The sequence below is a fragment of the Oleomonas cavernae genome (assembly GCF_003590945.1).
Classification (GTDB): Bacteria; Pseudomonadota; Alphaproteobacteria; order Zavarziniales; family Zavarziniaceae; genus Zavarzinia; species Zavarzinia cavernae.
In genome coordinates, this window is sequence record NZ_QYUK01000011.1 from 836,692 (window position 1) to 852,696 (window position 16,005).

General features: G+C 67.7%; 14 protein-coding genes and 1 pseudogene. 3 read left to right on the forward strand and 12 right to left on the reverse strand.

What is annotated here, in order from left to right; genetic code table 11:
* The first annotated feature begins 53 nt into the window (after nucleotides 1–53).
* Nucleotides 54–398 (forward strand): DUF3703 domain-containing protein, encoded by a 345-nt coding sequence (locus tag D3874_RS07640; protein WP_199698985.1) that lies wholly within the window; start codon nucleotides 54–56, stop codon nucleotides 396–398.
* Here D3874_RS07640 and D3874_RS07645 read toward each other — a convergent pair.
* From D3874_RS07645 to D3874_RS07660, 4 genes are all read right to left on the reverse strand, one after another.
* Nucleotides 395–1,183, reverse strand: a complete 789-nt coding sequence (locus tag D3874_RS07645; RefSeq protein ID WP_119777552.1) for an acyl-CoA thioesterase — start codon at nucleotides 1,181–1,183, stop codon at nucleotides 395–397. The genes D3874_RS07640 and D3874_RS07645 overlap by 4 nt on opposite strands.
* 10 nt (nucleotides 1,184–1,193) lie before the next feature.
* Nucleotides 1,194–1,709 (reverse strand): winged helix-turn-helix transcriptional regulator, encoded by a 516-nt coding sequence (locus D3874_RS07650; protein ID WP_119777553.1) that lies wholly within the window; start codon nucleotides 1,707–1,709, stop codon nucleotides 1,194–1,196.
* A gap of 88 nt (nucleotides 1,710–1,797) precedes the next feature.
* Nucleotides 1,798–2,664, reverse strand: coding sequence for an MOSC domain-containing protein (locus tag D3874_RS07655; protein ID WP_119777554.1), 867 nt, complete (start codon nucleotides 2,662–2,664; stop codon nucleotides 1,798–1,800).
* The gene (locus tag D3874_RS07660; RefSeq protein ID WP_199698986.1) at nucleotides 2,661–3,929 is read right to left on the reverse strand and encodes an SDR family NAD(P)-dependent oxidoreductase; all 1,269 of its coding nucleotides are present in this window, start codon (nucleotides 3,927–3,929) and stop codon (nucleotides 2,661–2,663) included. The genes D3874_RS07655 and D3874_RS07660 overlap by 4 nt, the downstream gene beginning before the upstream one ends.
* Nucleotides 3,930–3,980: 51 nt before the next feature.
* Here D3874_RS07660 and D3874_RS07665 point away from each other — a divergent pair, with 51 nt between their 5' ends.
* Nucleotides 3,981–4,841 (forward strand): helix-turn-helix domain-containing protein, encoded by an 861-nt coding sequence (locus D3874_RS07665; protein WP_147385561.1) that lies wholly within the window; start codon nucleotides 3,981–3,983, stop codon nucleotides 4,839–4,841.
* A gap of 3 nt (nucleotides 4,842–4,844) precedes the next feature.
* Here the strand turns inward: D3874_RS07665 and rsmA are convergent, their stop codons facing one another.
* The 8 genes and pseudogenes from rsmA to D3874_RS07705 form a co-directional block, all read right to left on the reverse strand.
* Nucleotides 4,845–5,690 carry a 16S rRNA (adenine(1518)-N(6)/adenine(1519)-N(6))-dimethyltransferase RsmA gene (rsmA, locus tag D3874_RS07670; protein ID WP_119777557.1) on the reverse strand — a complete coding sequence of 282 codons (846 nt, stop codon included), beginning with the start codon at nucleotides 5,688–5,690 and terminating at the stop codon, nucleotides 4,845–4,847.
* On the reverse strand, nucleotides 5,687–6,700 hold the full coding sequence (pdxA, locus tag D3874_RS07675) for a 4-hydroxythreonine-4-phosphate dehydrogenase PdxA (RefSeq protein ID WP_119782201.1): 1,014 nt from the start codon (nucleotides 6,698–6,700) through the stop codon (nucleotides 5,687–5,689). The genes rsmA and pdxA overlap by 4 nt, the downstream gene beginning before the upstream one ends.
* A 41-nt stretch (nucleotides 6,701–6,741) precedes the next feature.
* A complete protein-coding gene (locus tag D3874_RS07680) occupies nucleotides 6,742–8,070 on the reverse strand; it encodes a peptidylprolyl isomerase (RefSeq protein ID WP_158595885.1) in 1,329 nt (442 codons plus the stop codon).
* Nucleotides 8,071–8,216: 146 nt separating this feature from the next.
* Entirely contained in the window at nucleotides 8,217–9,281 is a 1,065-nt protein-coding gene (locus D3874_RS31125) for an LPS-assembly protein LptD (protein WP_158595886.1), read from the reverse strand.
* Complete coding sequence (locus tag D3874_RS31130; protein ID WP_119777560.1) at nucleotides 9,242–10,453, reverse strand: LPS-assembly protein LptD; 1,212 nt, start codon at nucleotides 10,451–10,453, stop codon at nucleotides 9,242–9,244. Before D3874_RS31130 ends, D3874_RS31125 begins: the two co-directional genes overlap by 40 nt.
* On the reverse strand, nucleotides 10,453–11,604 hold the full coding sequence (lptG, locus tag D3874_RS30100) for an LPS export ABC transporter permease LptG (RefSeq protein WP_119777561.1): 1,152 nt from the start codon (nucleotides 11,602–11,604) through the stop codon (nucleotides 10,453–10,455). The genes D3874_RS31130 and lptG overlap by 1 nt, the downstream gene beginning before the upstream one ends.
* 46 nt (nucleotides 11,605–11,650) lie before the next feature.
* Nucleotides 11,651–12,706: pseudogene (gene lptF, locus D3874_RS30105) on the reverse strand (LPS export ABC transporter permease LptF); the annotation flags it as partial.
* Between the two features lie 46 nt (nucleotides 12,707–12,752).
* A complete protein-coding gene (locus tag D3874_RS07705) occupies nucleotides 12,753–14,240 on the reverse strand; it encodes an ArnT family glycosyltransferase (protein WP_119777563.1) in 1,488 nt (495 codons plus the stop codon).
* Nucleotides 14,241–14,370: 130 nt separating this feature from the next.
* Between D3874_RS07705 and D3874_RS07710 the strand changes: the two genes are divergently transcribed.
* Nucleotides 14,371–15,867: a leucyl aminopeptidase gene (locus D3874_RS07710; RefSeq protein WP_119777564.1), complete on the forward strand. Its 1,497-nt coding sequence runs from the start codon at nucleotides 14,371–14,373 to the stop codon at nucleotides 15,865–15,867.
* Nucleotides 15,868–16,005: the final 138 nt, after the last annotated feature.

Below are 16,005 nucleotides of genomic sequence, written 5' to 3' on the forward strand. Positions count from 1 at the left end.
AAGAAGTGTCCCAGCCGGGCCGCCATGCTGCGGTGGATAGGGGATGAGGGCAAGTGAACCATCTGTGGAAGCTGGCATTCGAAGTCGAGATGGCGCGGGCCGAGCTGGCCTATGCCCACGGCGAATTCGATGCCTGTTTCAAGACCTTGGAACGCGCCCACATCCTGGGCCAGCGCTCGACCCGGCGTCATGTCCGGGTGCATGTCTGGATGCTGAAGGTCGGCCGGCGGCGCGGCGACCGGCGCGAAATCGTCGGCCAGGTGAAGCGCATCGCCGCCGCCGCGCTATTTTCCCGCATCTGGGTCCCCGCCGGCAACACCGGCGGGGCGAACGTGCCGGCGACCAAGCCGATGCCGATCCCCGAGGATCTGCGCCGGGTGCTCGAACACCGGCGCTAGGCGAAGATCGCCACGTTCTGCCGGGCGACCATCAGCGGTTCCCCACCCGGCCCCCAGATCATCATCGCCTGGGCGGAATAGCCAGCCATGGTGCTCTCCGCGGTGGTCCGCATCAGGCGCCAGCCGCTGTCGTCGGCTGGCGCCGGGGCCAGCATATCGATCGACCAGGTCATGGTGCTGATCGGGGCCGGTGTCGTGAACTGGGTCATGGCCGCGGGCGGGGCGGCATCGGCCAGGGCGATGAGCGCGGTGAGGTCGTTGGGCGTCGCCTCGTCGAAATGGCGCAGCCACAGCAGCATGTCGGGTTCGGGCGCCCCGGTGATGGGACGGAAGCCGCCGGCCAGGCGGGAATCGAAGTGTTTGGCAAAGCTCGGCCCCGGCCGCCCGCCGAAGAAGGACTCGCACTGCTCGGGTGCCGCCACCGCCGGCATGGCCAGGTCGCTGTAGTCGAAGGCCGATTCCCGGGCGGCGCCGAAGCTGAGCAGGGCGCGGGCGGCGAGGCCGGATTCCGCCATGAGATCGACCGAGACGAAGACGGTGGAACGGCCCTGGCGCAGGATCGTAGGGACGATGGTCACGGTCCCGCCGGCCGGGCCGATGAAGCAGAATTGGGCCGAGCGCAGCGGCGGCAGGTCGGTGAAGGCCCGGCTCGCCGCCTCGTAACACAGCGCGGCGCTCAGGCCGCCGTAAGCCGTGCGGCCCTGCAGCCAATCGTCGGGCAGGGTTACCGTATAGCCATCGGTCGAGAGGGCAATGGCGGCGACAAGCGTGGAAAACGGAGTCATCTGCAGGATCTCATCCTCGATCGGTGGTCTTGCGGGCGTGGAAGGCCTGGTGGCGCGCGGCGCGGGCGGTGGCGAAATCGTCGCTCATGACTGCCTTGGTATCGCGGGCGCCATAAGCCATGCCGCAGGCGGCGCAGCGCAACGGCAAGCCGGTCTCGTGCCCGCAGGCCTTGTGCAGGATGCGCAGGGCGGGCTGGTGAGCGGCGTCGAAGCCGCCCCATTTCTCGCCCCAGGCGCGCAGGCCCAGGATCAGCGGGTAAAGATCCAGGCCCTTCTCGGTCAGCCGGTAGTCGTGGCGCGGCGGGTGGGCGCTATAGGCTTGGCGCCGCACGATGCCGTCGGCCTCCAGCCGCTTCAGGCGGGTCGAGAGCAGGTGCGGCGAGATGCCGGTCTGGGCCTGGAAATCCTCGAACCGGCGCGTGCCGGTGAACAGTTCCCGCACGATCAGCATGGTCCAGCGGTCACCCACGACCGCCAGGGTCCGCGCGATGGGGCAGGGGGTGTCGCCGATCTCGTCCCAACTCATACCTGTCACTTCAAAATTTGAAGTGACAATGAACCAGACGGCACGCCCTGGCAAGGGCGGACGATGGCGGGCAATTCCGGCGCCCGGCTCAGGCCACGACGATGGCATCTCCGATCGTCACGGCACCGGGGGCGGCGACCGTGGCATAGACGCTGAGACAGCTCTCCAATTCGCGCACGATCGTCCGGATAACGGTCGGGTCCCGGTCCAGCCCGGGCTGCGCGTGCGAGGTCATGACACAGCGCGGCGCCCTGGCCGAGATGTCGAGGCTTGCCGTGCCGATGCGCAGTTGCCGCCCGACCCACGCCTCCTCGACCACGCCGGCGGCCGTGTCGTCCGCGAGCAGGAAGTTGGGCCGGAATCGACGCGCATCGAGCACCGCTTCGGGGGCCAGGTTCTGCAAATGGCGCAGCGAACTCTCGGTCAGCAGGTTGATGGGGAACGCGTCGAAATAGGTGCCAAGGGGCGAGGCATATTCGATCAGCTCCTGTAAGAGCTCTGCGCTGAAGCCGCCCAGGTCCGGCATGGGATCCTCCGGCCCCAGGGCAAAGATGCGCCGCCATTCGTCAATGGGATCGCCGGACGGTTGCTCATGGATCCGGTAGTGATCTTTGTTCTCCGCCGCAACCAGCGGCCACAGGGTTACCTCGCGGCCGACCGCTTCCGATACGGCGGCGTGAATGCCGGGCGCATCCGAGCGGATCCGCTCGCCACCCGGCAGGGTGATCTCCACATGGGGCACGGCGCCCGCCATGGCATCGTTTACATAGCGTGCCGCGCAGAGCATGAGCTTGGGCAGATGCTTGGCCCCTCGGATCGTCTGCGTCTTCTCGTCCCGGACCGCCCAGCCGCGATCATAGGGGATGCCCAGGGGCGAGACAGCGCAGGCGTCCAGCTTCTCCCCTTGCATTGATTTCACCGGATAGCGCCAGATTTCCTTGACCGTGAAACTCATGCCGGATCCTCCTGCTGGGCGTTGGCGACGAGGCGTGCCCCCAGCCGTCTCGCGACGGACGGGAAAAGCCGAAGGCCGAGGACGGCTAGCCGGGCGCGCCGGCCCGGCACGATGAAATACCGGCCATGGCGGATCCCGGCCAGCGTATCAGCGACCACGGTTTCCAGGCTGGTCCTGGGGATTGCCAGCGTATGGCGCCGGTTCTCGGGCGTCCTGTAGCTGTCCAGTTCAGCCACCATCGGCGTTTCGAACTCGGCGGGACAGACGAGGTGGACTTTGATCCCCTGCGGCGGCAACTCGTAGCTTAGGCATTCGGTGAAGCCGACCAGCGCATGTTTCGCCGACGCATAGGCGGTGAAGCCGAAGGTGCCAGTCAGCCCGGCAACCGAGGCGATGTTGACGAGGTGCCCACGGGAGGCACGCAAATGAACCAGGGCCGCCCTGGTGACATTTACCACGCCGTGGAAATTGGTCCGCATCACGGATTGAAAATCGTCCTCGGCCAGCGTCTCGAACCGGCCCTCGCGCATCACGCCGGCATTGTTGAACAGCATGTCGATCCGCCCACACCGCCGGGCGATCGTCTCGATGGCCAGCCGAGTGGCCTCGGGATCGCCCACGTCGAGCGCTTGCACCTCGATGTCGGCGTAGCTGTGGCGCCGGCGAAGTTGGCGGGCAGCGAGGTCGAGATTGTCCGCCTGCCGGGAGACGAGCGTCAGTCGGGCGCCCAGCGGGGCGAGCGCGTCGGCGAGGGCAAAGCCCAGACCCGTCGAGCCTCCCGTGATGACGATGCTGCGCAACCGGAACATGAGAGGCTCCCTAGGCCAGCATTGACGCCAGGGCGCCTGAAAAGAGTACGAGGAACCCCCGAACTCGCCCAGGATCAGGGCCATGACATAGCGGTGCACGACCTTGCCGTGGACGGTGCCCTTGCCCAGGACATGGGGGCGTCTCAGCATGTTGTCGGTATCGTTCAGCCAGCCGTGGATCGCGTAATTGGCGACGGCCGTCGCGAAGAAGGTGACGGCGGCGGCGACCGCGACAGTGTTCACCACGGACGGCCAGACGCTTAGCCGGGCGAATTCGGCAAGGACCAGGCAGGCGAAGGAATACATGAGCGCACTGCGGTGGCAGATGTCGACATAGACGGGCGCCTGCGCGTTGGGCGACGTAATCATGCGCGTGTATTTCCATATGCCGGTCACCAGCCCGACAGTGAAGAAGCAGCCGCAGCCCAGTATTGCGATCAAGACAGCGTTCGGCACATTCTCTCCCATTGGTATTTCCGGCTCTCGGTGTCCGGCGCGGATAAGAACTTGCGCGCCTTCGTCGCCGGCGTAATTTTCAAGGCCAAGATAAATCGTTGGGGGAAAGGGCGCTTGCCAGAATCGGCTACCATGCGCGACGAGGGGGCCTTGCTGTGCCTGTGGCCGCAGCGCCTGATGTTCATTGGGCGCCTGGGCGTGCTGCCGCCGCACCAGCATCCCATATCGGTCTGCTTGGTGGCGCTTCGGCGACCCATTCGGGTCGGCGCGGCTGGCGAGGAGCGCGCCTGTCGCACGGCCATCGTCCCCGCCGGCCTTTCGCACAGCCTGGATGTGGGTGGCGAACCGGTCGCGGTGATCTACAACGACCCCGACCGACCCTTTTACCGGCGCTTGTCGCCCTTGCGGAAAAATAGCTTGGTATCGCTGGCCCCGGCGGTGGAAGGCGCCTTCATCGACGCGGCGCAGAACCTCTATGCGTCACGCCAGGCGGGCGGGGGCTTGCGGTTCGACGGCTTCGAGGCCGCGGCGGCGCAGGCATTGGGCGTCGAGCCGCGGCCGCTCCCGCCCGATGCACGGGTGGCGCGGGTCATATCGTCGATCAGGGCCGATATCGACCACAACCACTCGATCGAGGAATTGGCCGGCAAGGTCGGTCTCTCGCCCGGCCGCCTGCAGCATCTGTTCGTGCAGGAAATCGGCGTGCCGCTTCGCACCTTCAGGATATGGATCCGATTTCGCCACGCAGTGGAGGGTGTCGCGGGCGGTGCCTCGATCACCGCCGCGGCCCTCGATGCCGGTTTTTCGAATTCGAGCCATTTCAGCCATGCGTTCAAGGCAACATTCGGCGTTACGGCCGCCAGCCTGTTCAAGGGCGCCGCAAGGCCCAGCGTGGTTTCGGTCGCCGCCTGAAAATCAGGCGCCGGCATCCAGCGCCCGGGCCAACCTGGCGAAGGCGGCGACGTCCAGTTCTTCCGCCCGGGCCGTCGGCGTGATGCCGGCCTGTTCGAGGAGGACGTCGGCGGGGACCTGCAGGCCCTTCAGGCTTTGGCGCAGCATTTTGCGGCGCTGGCCGAAGGCGGCGGCGGTGACTTTCTCCAGGGTCTCGCGCCGGCAGGCATGGGTGGGGGCCGCGAGCGGTGTGAGGCCGACAACCGTCGAGGTGACCTTGGGGGGCGGCACGAAGGCCTTGGGGCTCAGATCGAAATGATGCCGGGCCAGGGCGCGCCACTGTGCCAGGATGGTCAGGCGCGAATAGTCGTCGTCGCGGGGCCTGGCGGTCAGGCGGTCGGCGACTTCCTTCTGGAACATCAAGGTCAGCGATTGCCACCAGGGCGGCCAGGGCTCGACCGAGAGCCAGCGGATGAGCAGGGCGGTGCCGACATTGTAGGGCAGGTTGGCGACGATCTTGGCCGGCTTGCCCCCCAGGATGGCGCGCTCGTCGATCGCCATCGCGTCGCCCGGCACCACGGTCAGGCGGCCGGCCGGATAGGCGGCGGCGATCTCGCCCAGGGCCTCCAGGCAGCGCTCGTCGCGTTCCACGGCGACGACGCTGGCGCCGGCCGCCAGCAGGGCGCGGGTCAGGCCGCCGGGGCCGGGGCCGACCTCATAGACCAGGTCGCCGGGGCCGATCCCGGCGGCGCGGGCGATCCGGGCGGTGATATTGAGGTCCAGCAGGAAATTCTGGCCCAGGGATTTTTTCGCCATCAGGCCGTGGCGCGCGATCACCTCGCGCAGCGGCGGCAGGTCGTCCAGGCTCATGGCGCCGCTTGGCGGGCTTGTGCCATCCTGGCGGCCAGGTTCAAGGCGGCGATCAGGCTTTGCGGGTTGGCCTTGCCTAGGCCTGCGATATCGATCGCCGTGCCGTGATCGGGCGAGGTGCGCACGAAGGGCAGGTTCAAGGTGACGTTCACGCCCTCGTCGAAATCCAGCGTCTTGAGCGGGATCAGCGCCTGGTCGTGATACATGCATATCGCGACGTCGTAGCGGCTGCGCGCGGCGGCGTGGAAGGAGGCGTCGGGCGGCAGGGGGCCGAAGGCGTCGATCCCCTCGGCTTGCAGGATCTCCACCGCCGGCGCGATCACCTCGATCTCCTCGCGGCCCAGCAGGCCGCCTTCGCCGGCATGGGGATTGAGCGCGATGACCGCCAGGCGCGGCCGGGCGATGCCGAAATCACTGATCAAGGCCCTGGCGGTCAGGCGCGCCACCTCGACGATGCCGCGGGTGGACAGCAGGCGCGGCACGGCGCTCAGCGCGACATGAACGGTTACCGGCACCACCTTCAGGCTGGGCGAGGCCAGCATCATCAACGAACGGGCGCCGTTGCCCGCCAGCGTCGCCAGGAATTCGGTATGGCCCGGATGATCGAAGCCGGCCGCTTTCAGCGACTGTTTGCGGATCGGGTTGGTGACGACCGCCGCGCACCGGCCGCCTTGGGTCAGTTCCACCGCGCGCCGGATCGATTCGATGATCGCCGCGGCATCGCGCCCGTCGACCTTGCCCGGCTCGCCATGGATGGGGGCGGCCAGGGGCAGCACCGGCAGCGCGTCTTCGAACAGGTCGGCGTCGGCATCGGCCGGGTCGGCGATGGTGGCCAACGGCACGCTCAGGCCCAGGCGCTCGGCCAGCCGGCTCAGCCGGGCGGGCACGTCCAGCAGCACGAAGCGCGGGCCGCCTTCCTCGCGTTCGGCCCAGGCCTTCAGGGCGATCTCGGCCCCGATGCCGGCCGGCTCGCCGCAGGTCAGCGCCAGCGGCAGATCGACCGGGGGCAAGCCGGCCGGGTGCTGATCGGTCAGGGTGTGATCGGGGGCGGTCAACGAACCTCGATCGTCGCGGTACGCCGCAGATCACGCAGGTAGCGGCGCGCCAGCATGGCGAGCTGCTGGTCCTCGAGGCTGCGCTGAACCGCGTCGCGCATCATGTTGTCGGGCGTCTGCTCCTCGCGCTCGCACAGCACCAGCAGGTGCAGACCATCGGTCGAGCGCACGGGGCCGCCGGCCTGGCCGACCTTCAGGGTCTGGACCACGGCGCGATATTCCGCCGGCAGATCCTTGATGTTCAGGCGGCCGACCTCGCCGAAGGTGGCGTCGGGCAGGGCTTCCAGGGCGTCGCGCGGCACGCCGCAGCCGTCGATGTCGGCGGCGGCGGCCTGCATCCGCTCGGTCAGGCTGGCAATGGTGGCATCGTCGGTCGAGATATTGGCGGGCACGAAGACCTGCTTGATTTCGACCATGGTCACGTCGGGCGGCGGCGGCGGCGTCTGGCGCCGGTCGCGCAGGCCGATGATATACCAGCCGCCGGTCGCCGCGCGGATCGGCGGCGAGACCGTATTGGTCTGCATCTGGGCCAGGGTGGTGTCGAGCTCGGGCGCCAGCTGGCCGGGCAGGATCCAGCCGATGTCGCCGCCATTGGCAGCCGACGGCGCCTGCGAATACTGCCGGGCCAGGGCCGAGAAGCGGGCGCCGGCGCGGATCTGATCGAACAGTTGCTGGGTCAGAGCCTGGGCCTGGGCTTCCTGCTCGGGATTGTCGACCGCGATCATGATCTCCGAGACCAGGCTTTCGGGCCGGCCGGCATTGGCCTTGATCCGGTCGATCGCGGCCTGGACCTGCTCGTCGCCGACCGACAGGCGGCCTTGATAGCGGCGCAGCACGGTGCGATTCCAGGCGGATTCGGCGCGCAACTGGCGCTTCAGCGTGTCGGCGGAAACCCCTGCCCGGGCGAGGATTTCATTGAACTGTTCGGCGGTGACCTTGTTGGATTCGAGCACCTGCTGGAAGCTCTGCTCGACTTCCTGGTCGGTCACCGTGACGCCCTGCTTGGCCGCTTCCTGCAATTGCAGGATCTCGTCCACCAGGGCGCGCAGGGCGGTCAGGCGGGCCGCCTGGGCGGCCTGGGGCGTGTAGGGCACGCCGGTGGTGACCAGCAGCAGGCGCACGCGCTGGCCGACGTCGTATTCCGTCACCACCTGCTCGTTGACCACGGCGGCGATGGCGACGTCGTTGGGCATCTGCGGCACGGGGGCGGCCGCCGGCGGCTTGCCGCCAGGGGGCCGCGGCGTCTGGGCCGAAGCGTCGGTCACGAAGGCGGTGCCAAGTGACAAGGTCAGAGCGGTGATCGCGGTAAGGACAAGGATGCGCATGCTCGATCGTTCGTTAGGTCGGGGAGAAGCCGCGCCGCGTTCAGGCCCGTCTTGGAAAGCGGGGTGCAGCATAGTCCCTGGGCGACAATAGGAAAAGCGCCGCGGTGTGGCCAGATTGTGGCGGAAGCCGCCGATTGCAAGCCCCATCACATGCCCAGATTGCGCAGCCGGAGGACGAGATTGAACGAGGTATCGGGTTCGATGTCGCGGTCGCGGTATTCCTCGCGCCGGAACACGCCGCCGATCTCGATGCACTCGTCGGTATAGAACAGGCCGAAGCCGGTCGAGAGCTGGTTGGCGCTGTCGGTCGTGGTGTCGGAACTGCTGGTCGTGACGAGGCTGGAACCGTTCAGGCGCCGGCGGGTGTCGCCGTAGATCGACCAGTTGTCGTCGAGATGGGCGATCGCGGTCAGATAGATTTCGTCGCGGTCGTTCTGCCCCGGCACGCCCGAGGGATCCTTGACCGCCATGTAGCCGACATAGGCAGTGAAGCGCTTGTCGCCGATGATGGCGCGGATGTCGTTGCGGTTGAACGACAGGTCGTCCTTGTCCAGGCGGAAATTGTGCTGGATGTCGAGCCAGGAGGTCGGCGTGAAGGTGATCGCGCCGACGAAATCGGAGCGGCCGTCGCCCACGCCGCTGCCCTCGGGATAGACGTCCTCCTGGTCGCTGAACTCGTAGCTTTCGCCCAGGAAGACCGAGAAAGTGGTGCCGCCGTTGCCGTAATAGGCGCTGCGCAGGCCATAGACGAAGCGCGAGCCCGAATCCCACACGTCATAGCCGCTGAAGCGGTTGACCGCGAACAGGTTGGTGTCGTCGAACTCGAAGCTCTGGCTGTCCTCGTTGGAGATCTTCTTCGACAGGGGCACGCTGGGCGCCAGCACGATCTGTGCGATCGGCTCGATTACCTGGCGGCCGTTTTCGGTCGGCCGGACCATGGGATAGCGCATGTCGAGCGAGGCCTTGGGCAGCAGGCGCGCAGTCTGGCCCGAGACATCGTTGCCGCTGTCGTCGATGACGTCTTCGCTGTCATAGAGATCGCCGCGCACCGACAGGTCCACGGTGATCACGCTGCCCAGGTCCGTGATCCAGGGGCGCTGCCAGGCTGCGCCGGCGCTGAAGCGGCGCTGGCTGGTGCCTTCCTGGCGCCACAGGGCGACGGAACTGGCGGTCAGGTCCAGGCGGCCGCCGATCGAATCGGGCTCGAACACCCAGCTTCCCATCGCCAGGGGCAGGACCAGGGGGTGGTGTCCTCGTCGTCGATGCTGCGCAGGCCCTGGAAGCTGTAGGTCGTCAGCGAGACATAGGAGCGGTCGAAGAAGCCTTCGGTATAGAGATCGCTGGTCAGGTAGTTGGGCGAGACGAACTGGAAGCGCTTCAGATAGGTGTCGGACGAGGCCCGTTCCGCGTCGAAGCCCCAGCGCCAGTTCTCGTCCAGGTCCCATCGGCCGTGGGCGAAGATGTGGCCGCGGAAATCGTCGCCGATGGCGTTGCCGTCGTCGTCGTATTCGGTGCCGTAGCCGGCGCTGAACTGGGCGGTCAGGTCGCCGGTCTCGAACAGCTTGCGATAGTCGCCGACCAGGTAGGGGCCTTCCTGGGTCGTGATGTAGGGCGTAAGGGTCAGGTCGCTCGAATCGTCGATCACCCAGTAGTAGGGAAGGCCGAACTTGAATCCTAAGTTGCCGCTGCCGCCGATCTGTGGGCTGAGGAAGCCGCTGAGGCGCTTCACGCTGGGGTCGGGATGCGAGAAATAGGGCGTATAGGCGATCGGCACGCCGAAGACCTCGAAGGTCGCATCCTCGTACTCGACGGTCTTGGCCGCCTGGTCGTGGGTGACCTTCACCGCCTTGACCTGCCACAGCGGCGCCCGTTCGGGATGTTCGGCGCACGGCAGGCAGGGGCTGTAGACCGCCTGGTCGAGGGTGGTGACATTGCCGTCGCGGCGGATCGCGCGCACCGCCGCCGCCCGCGAATCGTCGGCGAAGAGCAGGCGGATGGTCTGGACGAAACCTTCGCGCAACTGATCGTCGAGTTCGACATAGTCGGCGAACAGCACTTCGCCGGTCGGCTCCAGCAGCGACACCTTACCGGTCGCGGCGACGATCCGGCTGTCCTCGAAATAGGTCACTTTTTCGGCCATCAGCACGCGCTCGCCCTGCGAGATCTCGACGTGGCCGGTGGCGGTTACCGTCTTGGTATTGGGGTTGTAGATGATCTCGTCGGCGATGATCTGCACCGGGCCTTCCGCCGGTGCGACACCGCCCGGCAGCGGCTCGGCCACGGCCAGGGTCGGCCCGCCCAGGGCAACGGCGCCCAGCACCAGCGCGATGGCCGTGCGGTTGCGCAAGCGGGGAATGTCCAGAAAGCCACGACGGACGGCCATCAACCATCTTCCAAATGAAGCAGCAACGCGATGCCCACCAGGGTGGCGGCGATTGCCGGCCCCCAGGCAGCGAGAATGATCGGCACACTTTCGGCGATGCCGAGCGCGCGGGCAATGTCAGATACGACAAACAGCGCAAAACCGGCGATCGCGCCCAGCCCGATCAGGACGCCGACATGGCCGCGCCTGGAATGGCGCAGCGACACCGTCGCGGCGACGATCACCATGGCGCACAGGATCAGCGGCAGCGAGGCCAGCGTGTGCCACTGCACCAGGTAGCGGGTCGACGAGAAGCCGGCCGCGTCCAGCCGCTTGGCAAAGGCCGGAATCGACCAGAACGAGACGGAATCAGGGTTTGCCAGGCTTTGCTGGATGTCGTCGGGGCGCAGATTGGTCGCCAGGCGATAGACCGGCACGGCCTTGGCCTGGCGGTCGGGCTCGATCACCCAGGCGTCGCTCAAGGTCCAGACGTCGCCGTCGAAGCGGGCGCTGAAGGCCTCGACCCGGCGCAGGAACTGCTCGTCCTTGTCGAACATGAAGACCACGACGGCACTTAGCCGCAGGCCGCCGTCGGAGGCGGTCAGGGCATGGATCACGGCGCTGCCCTGCGGATCGGCCTGGCGCAGCCAGATGCCCGAATCAGTGACCGTCGACAGGCTCTCGGAGGTGCCCTTGATGTAATAGGATTCGAGCTGCCGGTAATGGTAGTTCAGCGCCGACGACCAGGGATTGACGATGCCGACGACGAAGATGCCCAGCAGCAGGGCAACCATCATCGGCGGCGCCAGGAACTGCCAGACCGACAGGCCGGCGGCACGGGCGATGACCAGTTCGTTCGACCGGGTCATGCGGGCGAAGGTCCACATCGCCCCGAACAGGCAGGCGAAGGGCAGGGCCGTGACCGCCAGGCCGGGCAGCTTCATCGCCGACATCTGCATCAAGGTCAGCAGGTCGGCCTCGCGGGTCAGGACGCGGCTGGCCCGCCGGGTCAGTTCCAGCAGGTCGATCATATAGATCAGGGCGATCACCGGCGCGAAGACGAGGCCCAGGCCCGACAGGTAGCGCCGCATCATGTAGAGCGCGAAGACCGGGGCGATCCGATGCATCAGGCGGCCCCCCGCCCGCGCCCGCGGGCATTGCCGACCCGACATCGGGATCGTTCGCCGCCACGTTGCGGCGTGGCGGGCGCAGGATGTAGAGCGCAAGCGCTGCGGCGACCAGCGGCACGAGATAAAGGACGGGCGCCAGCATCGGCTCGCCGATGACCAGGCCGCTGAGCCCCAGTTCGCTGAGGCGCAGGCCCAGCCCGGCGACCGCGGCGACCGCCGTGCGCAGGTATTTGCCGCGCCTGGAATATTCGCCCGAGAGCAGGCCGCAGGCGGCGATCAGCGCCAGCGGCAGGGCATAGAGCGGCGACGACATCCGCTTGTGCGCCTCGGTGATCAACTGGGCCGCCGACTCCTGGTCCTTGGGATCGGTGAAGGGCGGCAGCAATTCGCTGAGGAAGCGCTCGCCCGGCTTGATCCAGCGGGTGCCGCCGCCGTCGCTGAAACTGCCCAGGTCCAGGACATAGCGCTGGAAGCTCAGGTAGGCGCCCTTGCCGGTGAACAGCTCGCTTTCCTGGCGGTTGCCGTTGACCAGCAGGATCTTGGTGCCGTCGCCTTCGGGCAGCAGGGTGCCGCGCTCGGCCATCATGGTCACGGTCTTGTCCGGCCGCCTGGCGTCATAGACCAGAACACCGCGCAATTCGCCGCTGAGCGCCCGCTCGCGGACGTAGACGGTGAGGCCCGAGGTCGGCTCGGTGAATTCGCCGTCCTGCAGGAACACGGCGGCAAGGTCGCCGCGGATTTCCGCCACTTCGTTGCGGAACGAGCGCAGGCCCAGCGGCGTGATGTAGAGATTGAGCACCAGGGTCAGGCCCATGATCACCACCGCCAGCTCCAGCGCCGGCCGGATCATGCTCCAGACCGAAAAGCCCGAGGCGTTCATGACGATCAGCTCGCTGTCCTGCCACAGCCGGTAGAAGGCGAAGATGATGGCGCAGAACAGGGCGATCGGCAGGATCAGCGACAGGGCGCCGGGGATCAGCAGCGAGGTCAGTTGCAGCAGGGTCTGCAGCGACAGGCCCTTGTTGACGATCAGGTCGACCGTGCGCAGCGACTGCCCGACCAGCATCACCCCGGTCAAGCCTAAGGTGAAGAAGATCAAGGGGGCGGCAATCTGCCGCCGGATATAGGACGTCATCCGATTCATTGCGCGCGACTATAGCCTCGGGGCCGAGCCTGAGATAGCCCGGCGCTCATGGTGTCTCGCGGCCGCGGAACTGATGACCGACGAACAGGTAATAGGTGCCCTTGGGGTCGGGATAGGGGCGCATCTCGACCTTGACCGGCGCCTCGACCGCGGCGAAGGCGGCGATCAATTCGGCCGAGAGGTTGTCGGAACGCGAGACGATCACGGCATCGCGGCCCCGGGCATCGTTGATGTCGAGCACCAGGGCGAAGGAATCGTCCGGCGCGCCGTCGGCGGCATTGGACCAGCGGCGGATCACGGCGCCGCTGTCGCGCAGCCAATAGACCAGTTCCGCCGTGGCGCCGCGTTCGGTGGTGATCACGACCCGGTCGGCACCCTGGCGGCGCAACCCGTCGACGGCGCCGGCCAGGCGGTCCCAGCCGCGGACCCAGCGGAACGGGTCGGTCTTGGTGGTGAGTTCGACGAAGGGAACCTGGCCGATGGCGATGCCGGCCGTCAGGACCAGCAGGATCACGGCGTGAAAGGCCAGGGTCGCCTTGAGCAGGCGCGGCCAGTCCAGCCGGTCCAGCACCGCGACGATCAGCACCACCAGGGCCGGGAAGGCGACCGCCGCCCAATTGCCGTGAGCGCGCGAGAGAAACGCCTGGACGATCAGCAGGGCCAGGATCGGCAGCGAGAACCAGCCCAGGAAGCGCTCGCCCCGGCCGGCGAAGCTGGCCCGCGGCCGGATCAGCACGGCGATCAGGATCAGGGAGAAGCCGCCCAGGATCGCGGCCTGGTCGGCCAGGAAATCGACCACCCCGGCCACATTGCCGATCCGGGCGCCGACGCTGGCATTGGCGGCGGTGTGGCGGAAGGTCTCGAAGCCCGACTGGGCGTTCCAGATCAGGTTGGGCGACAGGATGGCCAGGCCGACCAGCCCGGCCAGGGCCAGGCCGCCCCAGGACCGCAGGCCCTTCGGGCGCAGGGCCATCACGATCAGCGCCGGCAGGGCGAAATAGGCCATGGCATATTTCGCCAGCAGGCCCAGGCCCAGCGCCACGCCCAGGGCCAGCCAATAGGGCCGGCTGCCGGTCGCCAGGCCGCGTTCATACGCCCACAGCCCCATCACCCAGAACAAGAGGAGAAGGGGGTCGGTCGAAATGATGAAACCGGAGAAGGCGACGCCCGGCAGGGTGGCAAAGCCGATCGCCGAGAGCAGCCCGACCCGGTCCGAGAACAGGTTGCGCCCCAGCAGATAGGCAAAGATCGGGGCGAGCGCATAGGCGAGCGGCGAGGCGAGCTTGACGCAGGCCGCCCCATCGCCGCAGATCGCCGTGGTCCCGGCGATCGCCCAGGCGATCAGCGGCGGCTTGGAGAAATAGCCGAAAGCCAGGTCCTGGGCCCAGAACCAGTATTGCGCCTCGTCCAGGTAGAGCGGCAGGTCGCCGATCGCCAGGGCCGCCACGCGCAGGGCGGCAATGCCCGCCGCGATGGCGACCACGAGGGCGAGGTGGCCCGATGGTGCGGGCGGGGCAGGGGCGGGGGCGCTCATGGCCGACGTGAATAGCGGCCCGCCGCTGCCATGTCGAGCCGGCTGGGGGCTTCCCAACCGTGCTCGCGCGCTTCAAGATGCCGCCGGCCCGCCTCTATGAAACATCACTGTCATCCCGGAGTGTCATTCGATGAAGATCGCCTTCGCCGCCCCCAGCCTGCCGACCGCCGGCGCTGCGGTCGTCTTTGCTTATGAAGATCGCGCGCTGTCGCCCACCGCGCAGCGGCTGGACAAGACCACGGGCGGCGGTCTGACCCGGGCGATGAAGGCCAGCCGCTTCAAGGGCAAGCGGGGCGAGGCGTTGGAAGTGCTGGCGCCGGGCGGCCTGGACCTGTCCCGCGTGCTGCTGATTGGCCTGGGCAAGCCCAAGGCGCTGGACACCCTGGCCGCCGAGGCGACCGGCGGCACCATCGTCGCGCGCCTGGGGCTTTCGGGCGAAGAGGCGGTGACCGTCCTGCTCGACGCCGCCGAAGGCTCGGCCCTGACCTTGGGCGAGACCGCCGCGCGGATCGCTTATGGCGCTCTGCTGCGCAGCTATCGCTTCGACAAGTACCACACCAAGAAGAAGCCGGAAGACAAGCCCAGTCTGGCCAAGGTGACCATCGCCGTGGCCGGCGAGGCCGCGGCCAGGAAGGCCTTCGCCCCGCTGGAGAAGATCGCCGACGGCGTCTTCTTCACCCGCGACCTGGTGACCGAGCCGGCGAACATCATCTACCCCGAGACCCTGGCCAAGCAGGCCAAGACCCTGGAGAAGCTGGGTGTCGAGGTCGAGATCCTGGGCGAGGCGCAGATGCGCAAGCTCGGCATGGGCGCGCTGCTGGGTGTCGGCCAGGGCAGCGAACGGGAATCCCAACTCGTGGTCATGCAGTGGAAGGGCGGCAAGGCCAAGGAGGCGCCGGTCGCCTTCGTCGGCAAGGGCGTCACCTTCGACACCGGCGGCATCTCGATCAAGCCGGCCGGCGGCATGGAGGAGATGAAGTGGGACATGGGCGGTTCCGGCACGGTCATCGGCCTGATGAAGGCCCTGGCCGGCCGCAAGGCCAAGGTGAACGCGGTCGGCGTCGTCGGCCTGGTCGAGAACATGCCGTCGGGCACGGCGCAGCGCCCGGGCGACGTGGTCACCTCCATGTCGGGCCAGACGATTGAAGTGCTGAACACCGACGCCGAAGGCCGCCTCGTCCTCTCCGACGCGCTGTGGTACACCCAGGGTCGCTTCAAGCCCAAGTTCATGGTCGACCTCGCCACCCTGACCGGCGCCATCATCGTGGCGCTGGGCCACGAATATGCCGGCCTGTTCTCGAACAATGACGAGCTGGCCGACAAGCTGACCGCCGCCGGCAAGGCGACGGGCGAGGGCGTGTGGCGCCTGCCCCTGGGCGACGCCTACGACAAGCAGATCAATTCCGACATCGCCGACATGCAGAACATCGGCGCCGACCGCGCCGGCGGCTCGATTACCGCGGCCCAGTTCCTGCAGCGCTTCGTGAACGGCCTGCCCTGGGCCCACCTCGACATCGCCGGCACCGCCTGGACCAAGAAGGACCAGCCTACGGCGCCCAAGGGCGGCACCGGCTGGGGCGTCCGCCTCCTCGACCGCCTAGTCGCCGACAACTACGAGGGGAAATAAAAAACTCCCTCTCCGCCGCGCAAGCGGGGAGAGGGAAGGGGCCCATTGCGCCGCAATGGGAAGGGTGAGGTGGTGGACCGGGCAAAAGCTCGCCCTACGCCACCGCCCCACCTCACCCAACCCTCTCCCCCCAAGGGG

Bases quoted from the DNA above. Each gene is read 5' to 3' on its own strand.
- D3874_RS07650 (WP_119777553.1), bottom strand. From the start codon at position 1,709: ATGAGTTGGGACGAGATCGGCGACACCCCCTGCCCCATCGCGCGGACC.
- D3874_RS07705 (WP_119777563.1), bottom strand. From the start codon at position 14,240: ATGAGCGCCCCCGCCCCTGCCCCGCCCGCACCATCGGGCCACCTCGCC.
- D3874_RS31130 (WP_119777560.1), bottom strand. From the start codon at position 10,453: ATGGCCGTCCGTCGTGGCTTTCTGGACATTCCCCGCTTGCGCAACCGC.
- D3874_RS07655 (WP_119777554.1), bottom strand. From the start codon at position 2,664: ATGAGTTTCACGGTCAAGGAAATCTGGCGCTATCCGGTGAAATCAATG.
- rsmA (WP_119777557.1), bottom strand. From the start codon at position 5,690: ATGAGCCTGGACGACCTGCCGCCGCTGCGCGAGGTGATCGCGCGCCAC.
- D3874_RS07680 (WP_158595885.1), bottom strand. From the start codon at position 8,070: ATGCGCATCCTTGTCCTTACCGCGATCACCGCTCTGACCTTGTCACTT.
- D3874_RS07645 (WP_119777552.1), bottom strand. From the start codon at position 1,183: ATGACTCCGTTTTCCACGCTTGTCGCCGCCATTGCCCTCTCGACCGAT.
- lptG (WP_119777561.1), bottom strand. From the start codon at position 11,604: ATGTCGGGTCGGCAATGCCCGCGGGCGCGGGCGGGGGGCCGCCTGATG.
- D3874_RS07710 (WP_119777564.1), top strand. From the start codon at position 14,371: ATGAAGATCGCCTTCGCCGCCCCCAGCCTGCCGACCGCCGGCGCTGCG.